Below are 13136 nucleotides of genomic sequence, written 5' to 3'. Positions count from 1 at the left end.
CCCTATGAATGCTGGGCCTGTTACAAAGTGACGACATCTTATGCAATTTTGACTGCCTAAGTAACCGCCAGGGACTGGCAGCCAGATATCGCCTTTCCCAAGAGACCCTCCGTCATTACATCTGGCCCAGCATATGGACAAAAACCATAGTCTCGAAATAAATAGCTGCCGGGAGACTTCTCTCTATAGATCAGATCAAGCGCTTCTTGGCTGTTTGCAACAAGTTGACCGTTGATATTGTCGATCCTACCCTGTTCAATCATACTTTGTGCGACAAAAGCTTGGTTCTGTAGTGCGCGCTTCTCGCCTTCTGAAAATTTACGTTGGAGTTCAATGCTACATATCTTTACATAGTATAAATTCATGACGATTGAAGTGTGGCCGGCAATCTTCATTGTGATTTCGATAGGTAATCCGAACTCGTGGGCATATGCTGTGATGAGGCTGACCCTCATGCTGTGAGGCGTGTACATGGACGAATAGCAGTGCAATTTTTCTTTAGGGCCTGTTAGCAGTGCTAAAGATAGGTCGCGAGGCTGTGAGTGACAAAGGGCTGCTGCGAGCCGAGGCGTGAGGATATTGGTTGACAAACCTGGCTCTTCAGCACCGAATAGCCGGAATAAGAAACAGTTTGCACCTTTTGCAAGGCGCTGACTTTCATTTAAATTGGTGCGAATACATTCAATCCATGGCATTGGGCGCGTTATAGGATTATATTTTTCCTGCCATTGACGAAGTTTGATTATCCAAGGGACTAAGTGAGGGGGGATCCATGGTACGCTGTAACCCTTATAGCCAATGCTGGTTTTATTGCTCGTAATGTGCATGCCGCAGTGGTCGCCCGGGTAGCGTTTTATAAAACTCTGATCTTTGGTTGTTCCGGCAAGCTGAGACTCATTTTTAATCCAGACCACGTTGCCATCACGATAAATCGGAATGTACTCATCGCCTTCACCGGAATCGCAGTAGGCGATTTGCCTGCCTCTGGCCGGTACTGAAACGAGAGTGAGAACTTTCATCCAATACATGGGGAACCACGCTTTGAATTTTGCACCAATCCATCGAGTGACAAGGTCTGGGTCGTTCTGGTTCTCAGTAAAAATATTAACATCAATCTCAACCCAATCAGCATCAAAGTCATGAAGGTGGGTTAAGTCCGAAAAATTGGTTGCGCCTTGGGGGATTATCCACTTTTGCATCGCAGCAACGTACTGATAGGCCAGCGCAGGCTTCGATGATTCACCTAGACCGCTATTATTTGTAGGGCCCGAGTAATCTAATTCACTGCCACGTAATGGATTGCTGATACCCTCTGCGATGATCAATTCGCCAGTATCGTCATCTTCAAGCGTAAAATCCTCACGAATTATGAAGCGCATGAATTCGTTGATGGCCATTACGAAACTGCGCTTCATGTTCTCTGGGATAGTGGCGGTTACATAGCTGTTGAAGTGTTGTAAGTCTATAAGTTTGTTTGAGAGAAATTCAGCTGGGTTGGCGCCAAATCCATTTGGCTGTACATAAGTTGCCAAAAAACGGCAGATTGAAAGCTGTTTGCTTCTTCCGCCGCGAGCCTCTTTCATAAAACGTTGTAAGTCCTCTAGCCACTTCGAATGGGCAGCATTGATGGACACTTCCGTGAATGGCTCCGGCTTCCCAAGAAATGCATACCAGTTGGTCCACTCTTTGTAATATACTTTGTCTGGAGTAGACGGCAGTCTTTCGTCTTTCGAAGACTTTACATAGTCTTTGTATTCCTTCATGGAAGTCAAGTTGAGGGGGTGGATGATCCTCAAAACTTCATCGAAAGTGTAGAAGTCTCTAATGGAGCACAAGTCATACCAGCTTGTCCACTCATCTCGAAACACACGTTCAGGATGGGCCGGTAAGGGTGGGTAGTCTTTATAGCGTTTTCGGTAGTCTTGGCTGTCTTTTATGTCAAGTCGATTGACTGCTATTCTGATATCCTCTAGGCAAGTGTATTTGACAGGTAAAAAGAAATGTATCCATGACTTCCAGTCGCTTTTAAACTGGTCCGGACATCCAGGCAGTCTTGGGTCCTTATGATAATTCTGTTCATATTGACGCTTTGTGGTGATTCCCAGCCTTTGAGCGGCTTCGCGGACCGCATCTAACGTGTCATATCGCTCAGTTAGGTTGAGATAATCCTCCCATGAAGTCCAGTGGTCTGGGTAAATACACGTTGGATCTCTACGCAGACGCCAATCGTCTTTAAATCTCAGATAATAATCTTTTCGGGACTTACAATCCATGCTTCTAGCTACAGACCTAGCTTCCTCAAATGTTTCATAAACATCCTTGGTTTTTCCGGGATGGAGAAATTTAACCCAGCCTTTCCATTGGTCTTTATACTTGGTCTCGGGATGAGCTGGTAGTTTTGGGTCCTCGTCGCGACGAGTAAAGTATTCACTGCCATACCTGATTCCTAATGATATAGCGGCTGTGGAAGCTAATTCATACGTTTCATACGATGGAGTGCAGTTATCGGTGCCCAAAAAATGACTCCAACCCTTCCATTCCGGATAATAATAAAAAGGGTTGGCAGGAAGTTTTGGATCATCTTTGTATCTTTTTAATTCAACATACTGAAAGCGGCTATCGATGCCGATTGCTAGAGCAGCTCTACTGGCTTCGCTAATGGATTGGTAAAAGTTTTTATATTTGCTTTTCCCAATGAAATCTAACCAGTTAGTGAATTCAGGGTAAAAGCGGAGATCACCAGGCAATTTAGGATCTTTATGGTGATCAGTGTTGTAGTGAGCGACGGTCGATATGCCAAGACGAGCTACAGCTGAACGTGCCTCACTAAGCGTAAGGTACTTTTCAATTGGCTTTTCACTGCCGCAAAAGTCGTACCATGAAATCCAATCATTGGCGTAATCAATGTATGGGTTAGCAGGAAGTCTTGGGTCTTCCTGCCAACGAAGTCTGTAAGCTCTACTGGTATTTATGCCTAGCTTTCTGACCGCGGATTTCGCTTGGATCAACTTGGCATATTTCTTCGCTGGCCTTTTTGTTCCGCAAAAGTCGTACCACGACTGCCATGCGTTCGCATATTCTACATCGGGACAAGCGGGTAGCTTAGGGTCAGTTCGGTAGTGGCGTTTATATTCAGAACTGCTTTTTATGCCGAGTTGCCTTGCTGAGGCTTGAGCTTCAAGTAATGTTAAATACTTCTCAGTTTTTTTTGGACATAAGTCATACCATGAAATCCAATCGTTAGAATACGCTTGGTAGGGAGAGCTTGGAAACGGTGGAGTAATAAGTCGTTGAGAATTGCAATCTGTACTGTTAATCATACTGATTTTGCAAGCGCGTGACTTTAGCTGGAGTGGGGGTGAGTATTTATCAAATAATTCTTCATTTTCCAAAAGCTCATAGCACGAAGCCCACTCGTGCGCATAAATTTTTTCAGGGCACTCTGCGGATTTTTTTCTTTTGTCCGACATTGAGATTCACTTTCGGTGTGGAGCTACTAACCATTGAGTGTAGACCAGCTTTCGTGGCTAGCCGCCATTTTTTGTCGTATTTCTTCATCTGTGGGCTGAATATAAACTAAACATGAGTCAGGGCTTCGATGATGCATGGATTTTTGAATATCAATCTGATTGAATCCATTTTCCCGAAGTCTATATCCGTAGCTATGTCTATGTCCGTGCTCGCTCGTGCCAACTATTTTGCGATGCAGCAACCCAATTCGTTCTACTGCTAGTTTATGTAGACGTTGAGCATTTTTGAGCGTTTCAGGTTCGCCTTTTGAATTTGTGAATGCGTATGGATGATCGTATTCTGGATCTGGGTCAACTCGCTGGAATTTGAGGTATTTAATCCATACATTCAAAAACTCTTGCGCTTTGTGACCGGGGAAAAACTTTACTGCAAAATAGCCATCTTTGTGGTCAAGCACTGGATTTTTCCACCCTAAATGCAGTCGTTCTGTTTTAAGGTGTTCGGTGCGAGGTATTAGACCGTAATGTATCGCAAGAAATTGTTTGCGTGTTAAGTATTGCTCGTCAGGAGATTTTCCATTGGCTGGGTGGTGAACTCTGACGATGGCTTCATTATTTTTATCGTCCAGTATAATGTCCGATAAATAAAGGTGTAGGGCTTCTGACTTGCGCAGGCCGCCATAATGCATGAGAAGAGTCAAAGCCTGTCCTTTATAGTCAGGCTGAGGTACGTTGGCATGATTGAATTCCGGCATGATAAAACCTTGATAAATCAAAAGATCAATTTTGTCTTCGGGGAATTTTTTTGCAGGTGCAATGTTTTCGGGAGGTCGTTGTGGGCCCTTAACTTCGCGCGCAGTGCATAACGCTTCACTGTATTTGTCAGGGTCCATGAGGTGGTTTAAGAAAACTCTATTTCTTTTGTTGTGGAACGCACACCAGTTCATCCTCTGCTCTGTAGAGGTTGCTTGCCTGAAGGGATTAGCACGTTTTATTTTGAAATCACTTTGACGGGCAAGCCAATCAGTATAGTCCGTTATCAAGAAAAGAAGGTCGGAGCAGTGCTCGCTAGATCTTGGCAACCAGAAAAGGTTCGTAGGGTCTTTTAGCACTCTGGGATCAATAGTGCCTTCTGTTAATGCCCTGACAAAAGATGCGAGGAGCTTGGTTGTTTGGTTAAAAAGACCTACGTTTGCATTGATGTACTCTACTAAAAGCTTGACAGCTTGTGTGGATTTTTCTTTCCAAGATGAGCTTTTTGTGTTGTTGTGAGCCAGGTAGCGCAGGTGAGAAATAAGTAGCCCACTCTCCGTCAATAGGGCGGGAAGTTTTATGGAACGTCCGGTGTCGTCATTTTGGTAGCGAGCTTTGACTTTAATAATATAAGCCATTGCTAGAACCTGGGTAGGGTTGTCCGAATTAGGGAAAGTTCTCATTGCTGCTATCGAGGCTTAATGAGAATTTGTGTTTGGCATGGAAAGAATGGTGCTGATATTTTAGTGCAATCATGCAAAAGCGCAAGTCGCAGCGCCAACTCAACCATCGAGATAAGCGTTTATTTGTGGCTATAAGATTTCCAGCAGTTCTAAACGAAATAGTGATGACACTCCCAGTTCGTATGTTGTGTAAGGTTCCCTAATTCGTGCCGTCGCAAGGTAGTTACTTCCATCGGGTAGCTCATCATAGGTCGAGTGAAGGTGGAGTGTGTCAATATATGTGTCACTTGAGTGATTTATAGAATCCTCTTTCTCCGGTCGAGATCCTACATGCATTTTGACAACTGCTAAGTCCTGGGGTAGGTCCTCAGAAATGCGTCGGGAGAACTCGATGAGGGATGGCTCGGCTACGACAAACAACCAAGCTTGATCATCGCTTGTTCCGGTACGCCTGAGAATCCTACCCAAAACCTGACGGTAGTGCAGTTCTGTGCGAATGCGGCTGAGATAGCAGCATACCTGTAATCTTGGAATATCAGTCCCCTCGCTAATCATTCCGACCGCTATAATCCAGCAACCAATTCCGGATCTGAACTCATTGATGCTATCTTGTGCGCCACCAGTTTTTGTTGTTACAACGCGACAGTTTTCGCCACGGCTTTGGAGCTTCTTAGCGATCATCTGGGCATGTTTTGTGTCGGTTGCTACGACAAGTCCGGCAGCAGTTGGATTTCTTTTCCTTACTTGAGTTAATTTTTTGCAGCCTAAGTCGAGTATGTGATCTAGTATCTCTTCATTTCTAAGGATGTCTTCGAAACATAGCGGTGAGCTTTCAAGCAAGTGTCCAAAATTTTCGTAATGAGATGTCAGGTGGTTCTGTTCAGATTTTTCAGTTAACTGTAAATGGTGGTTGTCGATCAAGGTGATTCTAGGGGATCTACAAACGTTATCTTCAATGGCTTGTTGGAGTCCATACCGATAATCACAAGCTAACGTCCCTTCTACTGCTGAGTAGCGTCCAAGCGCGATAGCCTTGTCATCTGACCTCCAGGGTGTGCCCGACAGAGCTAGTGTGTAAGCTGCTTGGTTTTGAATCCTAGATATAATGGTAGATCCCCAAGTATTACTGGATTCGATGTTATAGCCTGCACAATGGTGGATTTCGTCAAATACGGCGAGAACGCGATACTGTTGGAATAGATCCCAGAATTCTTCGCCCTTGGTGTCCATGCCCTGGTAAGTAGAAGCGTCACCAATTGCTCCCACATATCCATCCATTCGACGTCCAAGTACTTTCGAAAATACTACTCTGAAGCCGTCCACTACTTGACAGGAGGGCGCGAAACAAAGGACGAGATCTATACATTTTTTTTCGAGCATCTCTTTTGCCAATTGAGCAGCCATTCTTGTCTTGCCGGCCCCTGGCGTTGCTTGGCAAAAGAAATGTCTACTGTGCTGGAAGTGTCGCAGTGCTTTTTCTATACACGCTTTCTGCCACTCTCGTAGGACCATGCTCATTCAATACCCAATATTTTTAGGGTTTTTTCAACCGCTTTAAGGTGACCTAGCAGGCGAGAGCTACGATCTCTCGCTTCCAAGTAATCGCTTTCCAGTTTTGAGTGGAGGTGTGGCAGGTCATCCAGTAGCTGTTTGTATCGTTCCGCTTCGCCCATCGAGGTGAGGAAGTCCAGTCGGGTTTCTTTGACCATGGCTCGCAGCCGTCGAGCAGTGTGATCGGTAGTCGAGGCACACTTATCGGCATTTTCTGCAGAAGGCGTGGCGAAAGCTGCGACGGACTGAAAACCATCCTCAACCAAGCGAAGACTGACTGACACTGGTAGGTCCTGGAGGTGATACAGCTGATCGCGGCTACGCTTTTCTGAGGCCCGCACGACCCATCCGATCCTTTCGAGGCGGAGAATCTGCCTGAAAACATACCGTCGCAGATCAGAGGCTTGCTCGCGCGCTACACCGTATGACTGGGCGTAGGCGTCTCGAAGGCTACGCGGTGTGAAGCTGTCTAGCTTACCGCTTTGCAAGAGCTCGTAGACGTGCCTGTCGAGAGCGAATGAAGCCGGTTTCATACAGGCACCTGGGTGGCAAAAATGCGTCAATTGCGGATTATAATCCGTCGCCGATCACCCCGCAAACGATGATAGTCCCGCCTCATGTACACCGAGGCGGATATGCAAAAGCTGGCAAGGGCTCTTGGACGCAAAGTCCGAGAGCAAAGACTGGTGGTCGGAATTTCGCAAGACGCCTTAGCATTCGCCTGCCAGATGGACCGGAGCTACATAGGGCGGATCGAGAGAGGGGAAGTGAATCTTACGATTGAGAAGCTCTATCGCATTGCGAACGAGCTGGAATGCTCCCCGCAATCGCTATTGCCAACAGATCTGCGCGACTAACACGGGCTATGCTAGGTGGGTCTAATTGGATCGAGTGGCTCCCGCTTCCTACTAAATCTTGTATGCGCGACCACTCCTACGCAGAGTATCGGCTCAGCCCTCTAGCTGTGGCAGAATCCGAGGTAACATGTTACTTCTGAGGTTTCTCGGTCTAGGCTGCAGGAGCTTCGATATGAAACCCGTTCGTCTCATTGGCCCTTGCGAGGCTGTCCCAGTGGGATGCTGGTCCACAAATCAGCGCTGTTACGAATGGCGAAAGTACAGAATCCTATCTGAGGCTCAACGGGTGTTTGGGCAGCGGGTTCTTGCGATGCGTTGGGTATCCGATCCGGCGTATGGACTTGGCAGGAGTATGCCTTGCATTCTAATTACTAATCATTCTGGATTCGAACGGGTGCAAAATCTCTTGTTACGGATTGAGCACGGTGTCTACTCGTAATCTTATATCTCTTTTATTTGTTTCAGTTTTGGTTCGGTAATTGTTCGTGCGATATTTGGCTCTTTTGGAGGGGGCATCGCGGCACCCTAATGTCCTAATGCTATGCTTCGCAATAATCGGAAAATTTATGCGCGGAAATGGAAATCCAGTAGATGGGGAATGACTTCAATATTTTATCAGCTGTTCAGCGCTTTAGAAATCATCTGAGCTGGCGAGCAAGGTGGTGCTTTCCGAATCTTGTATCTCGTTTTACTTCAGATAGAGAAAGCTATTCTTTGTTGGATCGAGCGGAAAATGCTGAGTCTCTCCCTGGCCAGGATGAAGAAGCTCGTGTTGAGGTATTTTGGGCTGCCGAATTTTACGGTCCTAGTGAGGCGGATGCTTTATGTGAGAGTTTAGATAAGCTCCAGTGGAGCGCAGGTCTTGGCTTTCCAAGACGCGAGTCGGCGGCTGATTGGGTTCGCAGGCAGCGAGAGTATGGCAGCGGCAACGCTTGGTACAATATTGGGGTTGTAGCTGACTCTAAAGACAGCCGTGAATTTGTTCTGACACATAATAAAATGGATCTTCCGAAGGAAGTGAAATTTCTGAAGGTTGATATTCATCAATTTACTCCGGCAATAACCTGTGTAGTGGTTGCCTTTGTTTTGAATCAGAGTTTAAGGATGTCTATTTTCGTGGGCTGAAGAAAGATTATAAAGGTCGCTTCTTTAGGGGGCGTAGGGTGATTTCTCGTCGCGGCCCTCTAGATTTGAAACGTGAGGCTGTTGAGGGGGCTAGGTCGAAATTTAAAGAAATGGCGAAGGTGTGGTTCGGCAAGAATATGCCTGGGTACTTTTGCGGGGTATCTGCAAATGCGATGCCTACCGCAGAGCTTGTGGTTACAAAACTAGAGCCGCTCTTTTTGGGGCGCGGTGCTCCCTTTGAGTCATGGCAAGACTTGGTATTCAATGTTCGTCCTACTGAGGTTTGGTCTAAACATTCTAAAGGTGGTCTGAAATTTACTTTGGGTCAAAGTGGGATTCGGCGCGAAGGAGTACATCTAATTTCCTCGGTCTGCGAGTCGGAAGCTGAATCTCAAGACTTTAAGCATTATGGTGAGGGGGAGCGCAAGTATGTAAATTACGCTGTTGAGGTGTTTTCAGATGTTTTGGCTAACTACAGTGTGGTTGGATATCTCACTGAAAATCTAAAAGCGCTCAAGCTCAGCCGCAGTTCTCTACGGCTTTCGAAGATCGGTAAGGTAAAGCAGTTGAGATTGCTTGAGGATATTCAAAAATTCTTCGATCAATCTCTAGGGGCGCCAGTAATCGCATCAGAATTGAAGAGGCGCGCAAGTCATTCTTCAAATTTTCTTTACCGCTATGGCGATTACAGTGCGCCGGGCCTAGGGTCTAAAAATGAATTGCGATCGCTGCGGCATTTTTTTACTCAGGCCACGGACCATTATAGCGATACAATTCTTGTAGAGGAGCATTCTCTTCGAGAACATTTTGACCAAGTAGCAAATATCATAAGCATCCGTGAGAGCGTGCAAGCGCAACAGAAAACACAAGTACTGACCGTTTTGGCTCTATTGGTTGCCGTTCTGTCTATGGTTATCACGGCTTTGCAAAGTCCAAGCTGGGTGAAGGAGCTCGAATTGCTGTTGGCTACAATTGTTTCGTTCAAATGATCCTGAAATATAGCAAATCTACTCGCAGAGGTTGGTGGAGCTTGGCTAAATATCTAAGCTAACACCGCTATTATTCAGGATCGCAGCAGCTATTCAGATACGATTGTCACGGTCAGGGCTACCGGAATTCAGGTGAGTCTTGGCGGCTTAGGATTAGGCGGGGCAAATCGCATAATTCTGATGCGAGTTGAAGGGAGCGTAATTCACGCGTTGCTCCGAGTCGCGGTTTTTTAAACCGTCGCAGCTTGGTGATTCTGTTTCAGGAGTAGAGCACGACATGGTCCTGGCGCTCCTCTGCGGAGTCACTTCATGGGAATTTATTGCCCCGAACCTAATCCTGCGATACGTAACGCCTTTAAGTGCCGCTTACCTCATCGACCAGGGTGTCTCCTAGTGGCTGTTTCATCAGTTTCGTGCTTATCTTGGTGGCCATCATTGTGCCGGCATCCATTGACCGGCTTAAGGCACCAAGGGTTGGCGGCAATGATCGGCAGCGTTTGGGAAACCAAGTGGAAGCGCGGCATAGCTGGCCGTGCTTCAGTAGGTGAGGTTCAAGGAGGTGCTGGTCGGTGAAAATTAGAAGACTGAAGATCAAAAACTTTCGAGGTGTCAGCGAGCTGGAATGGAGCTTGCCGAAGGGGCACATTTTTTGCCTGATTGGCAAGGGCGACTCTGCTAAATCTACCATTCTGGAGGCGATACGGTATGTGTTCTACCCCCAGTGGAACCTCACGCTCAGTGACTCCGACTTCCATAAGGGCAACATCAACGACCCCATTGTCATCGAGGCGACCATCGGCGATCTGATTGATGATTTCTGTTCGCTCAAGAAGTACGGTCATCACCTACGGGGTTGGGACAACGAAACGCTTGGGATTGTCGACGAGCCGGATGACCATCTGGAAAATGTCCTAACGGTTAGGCTCACAGTCAGCAAGGACCTTGAGCCTCAGTGGGTCGTGACTTGCGAACGAAATCCAGAAGGAATTCAATTCAAGCAGGCTGACAGAAACAAGGTCAGCGTGGGCTTGATCGGGGCTTTCAGTGAACGGCAACTCTCCTGGGCTACTGGTACCGCCTTGTCGAAGCTGACGGAGGCACAGAGCCTGAATGAATTGTTGGCAGACGCCTCCAGGACTGCTCGATCGTCACTAGACGTTGATCGGGCGGAGACGCTGAAGAATTTCGACGCTGCAGCAATGAAGTCTCAGCACATTGCTAAGCTTCTGGGGGTGCCGGTTATCGATGCATACAAGGCACACCTCGACCTGACCTCAATCAACCTGAAGGTTGGTGGACTGGTGCTGCATGACGGTGAAATTCCGCTGCGTCAGTTGGGGCTTGGATCAAGGCGTATGCTGTTGTGTGGGATTCAAAAGGTGGGACTCGATGAGGGCCATATTACCCTGTTTGATGAGGTGGAATTTGGTTTGGAACCACACCGAATCACTCGGTTAATCAAGCACATCAGAGAGGACGATCGTGGCCAATATTTCCTGACGACCCATTCACCAACGGTCCTGCGCGAACTTACAGTTGAAGAGCTCTACGTCGTTCACCGCGCAGATGGCGTCGTGCAGGTCATTCCAGCAGCTGGGAAAGGCCTTGAAGAACACGGATTGCAAGGAAAGGTGCGGTCGAGTTCTGATGCTTTTCTCGCAAGAAAAGTTGTCGTGTGCGAAGGTGCGACAGAAGTCGGCTTCCTCCGCGGCTTCGACGATCATCAGGTCGGGAACGAAAAAGATCCGTTGTCCTTCCATGGCGTCGCTTTGCTGGACGTGCTTGGAGGTTCGAAGGTGAAGGCGATAGCCAAGGCCTTCAAGGCGCTCCATTACAACGTCGCGGCTTTTGCTGACGCCGATGCTGATGACCAATTTTCTGCGGATGATGCGCAAGAGCTCAACAAGTTGGGCATCCCGGTGTTTATGTGGAGTGACAAGCTCTCGTTGGAAGAGCGGGCTTTTCAAGATCTCCCTTGGGCCGATGTAGTCGTGAGCGTACAGCTTGCTCGGGACAGCTTCGGCTACTCAGTTAGCGACCAGGTTGCATCCAAGCTGGGCAATAAGCTGGATAGCGATCTTGGTGCCTGGAAAGACAGCCCAGAACTGAGAAGGGCTATCGGCATTACAGCCAAAAAATCCGGCTGGTTTAAAGACATCACACGTGGAGATCGCTGGTTCAGGGCCATCCGGCCTGCCTTCGCGGACAAAGAGTTCGCTAAAACGAACCTTGCCATCCAGCTCAATCAACTGTGGGCGTGGATCGAGAATGTCTGAAGAACTGGCCCTCAAGTTGAGCGGGTGTAGCTCCAAGGGGTACGTGATCGCGCCAGCCGGCTATGGAAAGACCCATCTCATCGCATTGGCAGTGCGTGCTGCGAGCGGTAGGCAACTGGTTCTGACCCACACGTTCGCAGGTGTGAACTCGATCAAAACCAAAATGACCGCACTGGGTGTGCCGTCCTCAATGTACCAGGTGGATACGATCGCTAGTTGGTCATTGCGTCTGTGCTTGGCTTATCCGAAGACCTCTGGATGGTGTACAGATAGCCCAGCAGATGATCAGTGGAATCAGCTTTACGCGAGCTGCTCCGAACTCCTTAGAAGGTCGTTCATCCGTCGTGCCGTTGCTAGTACCTATGCAGGTCTATACGTCGACGAATATCAGGATTGCTCAGAACTTCAGCATTCACTTGTGTACAATCTGGCGGAGTTTCTACCTTGCCGGGTGCTCGGCGATCCCATGCAGTCGATTTTTGATTTCGATGATGCCAAGCCAGTGGATTGGGAAACGAGCGTTTATCCCACGTTTGAATGCTTAGGTGAGCTGGACATCCCTTGGCGCTGGATTGAGAATCCAAGGCTCGGCGCCTGGCTCAGAGATGTGCGCAACAAAATCCAGGCTGGGCAGAGGATTGACTTGCTAAACAATCGACCGCCTTGTGTCATTCGGTACCGCATCGAGCCCGACAACTTGGAAAAGAAGCAATATTCATCGCTTTACGGGCTGCTAAACCACAACGAAAGCGTCATTGCATTGCTCGGTGGGGATCAACAATCGAAGAACAAGACACACCTCTTGGCCCGAAAAATGGCTGGTAAGTTTTCGTCAATCGAGGAGATCGAGGGTAAAGGGCTTCATACGTTTCTCAAACAGATGCACGGTGCGAAAACCACCCAGAAAAGCTTTCTACTCGCAGTGGAGTTTGCGAAGAAGTGTTTCACTGGAGTCAGCAACGTGCTTACGGCGGGCACCAAGCGCGGCGAGTTTGCGGTGCTGCGTAAAGGTACCAAGTACCCATCGCTTCTATTGGCAGCAAATGCTTACCTTGAAGATCCCACTAGCTCGAATCTGTTGAAGTTCTTCGTGGAGTTGAAGGTCAACCCAGCAACCGGAGCCTATCGACGGGATCTGTTGAACCGGCTTCTGCAGATTCTGAAGCTGCATAGTGAAAACTACGGGATGACGCTTATTGAGGCAGGGAAGAGCTATCAACGAGACATGCGACATTTGGGACGACCTACCAAGCACAAAAAGCTTATCGGGACCACATTGTTGGTTAAGGGATTGGAGTTCGATCATGCTGTTATCCTGGATGCGGACTCACTTGATGCTAAAGACCTATATGTTGCCATGACGCGTGGGACGAAGTCGCTCACCATAATTGGAGTCGAAAGGCATGTGCCGGTGAGATAGTCATGCGTTGTC

Annotated in this window: 9 protein-coding genes; 5 read left to right on the top strand and 4 right to left on the bottom strand. The window is 47.8% G+C overall.

The window, feature by feature from the left end:
* Positions 1-56: 56 nt before the first annotated feature.
* The 4 genes from GKC70_RS15820 to GKC70_RS15805 form a co-directional block, all read right to left on the bottom strand.
* Positions 57-3470, bottom strand: a complete 3414-nt coding sequence (locus tag GKC70_RS15820; RefSeq protein WP_342649238.1) for a VPA1269 family protein — start codon at positions 3468-3470, stop codon at positions 57-59.
* 26 nt (positions 3471-3496) lie between these two features.
* Positions 3497-4861 carry a gamma-mobile-trio recombinase GmtY gene (gmtY, locus tag GKC70_RS15815; RefSeq protein ID WP_342649237.1) on the bottom strand — a complete coding sequence of 455 codons (1365 nt, stop codon included), beginning with the start codon at positions 4859-4861 and terminating at the stop codon, positions 3497-3499.
* Positions 4862-5035: 174 nt separating this feature from the next.
* Entirely contained in the window at positions 5036-6424 is a 1389-nt protein-coding gene (locus GKC70_RS15810; RefSeq protein ID WP_342649236.1) for a DEAD/DEAH box helicase family protein, read from the bottom strand.
* Positions 6421-6741, bottom strand: a complete 321-nt coding sequence (locus tag GKC70_RS15805; protein ID WP_342649235.1) for a hypothetical protein — start codon at positions 6739-6741, stop codon at positions 6421-6423. Before GKC70_RS15805 ends, GKC70_RS15810 begins: the two co-directional genes overlap by 4 nt.
* A gap of 351 nt (positions 6742-7092) precedes the next feature.
* Between GKC70_RS15805 and GKC70_RS15800 the strand changes: the two genes are divergently transcribed.
* The 5 genes from GKC70_RS15800 to GKC70_RS15780 all read left to right on the top strand — a co-directional run bounded on the left by GKC70_RS15800 (position 7093) and on the right by GKC70_RS15780 (position 13124).
* Positions 7093-7314 (top strand): helix-turn-helix transcriptional regulator, encoded by a 222-nt coding sequence (locus GKC70_RS15800; RefSeq protein ID WP_253168435.1) that lies wholly within the window; start codon positions 7093-7095, stop codon positions 7312-7314.
* A 591-nt stretch (positions 7315-7905) separates the two neighbouring features.
* The gene (locus GKC70_RS15795; protein ID WP_342649234.1) at positions 7906-8439 is read left to right on the top strand and encodes a hypothetical protein; all 534 of its coding nucleotides are present in this window, start codon (positions 7906-7908) and stop codon (positions 8437-8439) included.
* Between the two features lie 38 nt (positions 8440-8477).
* Positions 8478-9428 carry a hypothetical protein gene (locus GKC70_RS15790; protein WP_342649233.1) on the top strand — a complete coding sequence of 317 codons (951 nt, stop codon included), beginning with the start codon at positions 8478-8480 and terminating at the stop codon, positions 9426-9428.
* Positions 9429-9997: 569 nt separating this feature from the next.
* Positions 9998-11704: an AAA family ATPase gene (locus GKC70_RS15785; RefSeq protein WP_342649232.1), complete on the top strand. Its 1707-nt coding sequence runs from the start codon at positions 9998-10000 to the stop codon at positions 11702-11704.
* Complete coding sequence (locus GKC70_RS15780; protein ID WP_342649231.1) at positions 11697-13124, top strand: UvrD-helicase domain-containing protein; 1428 nt, start codon at positions 11697-11699, stop codon at positions 13122-13124. The genes GKC70_RS15785 and GKC70_RS15780 overlap by 8 nt, the downstream gene beginning before the upstream one ends.
* The last annotated feature ends 12 nt before the right edge of the window (positions 13125-13136 follow it).

The sequence above is a fragment of the Pseudomonas sp. REB1044 genome, from assembly GCF_038813925.1.
GTDB classification, from domain to species: Bacteria; Pseudomonadota; Gammaproteobacteria; order Pseudomonadales; family Pseudomonadaceae; genus Aquipseudomonas; species Aquipseudomonas boreofloridensis.
Note: the sequence above shows the minus strand (reverse complement) of the source record. Positions and strands in the feature narration are given on the sequence as shown.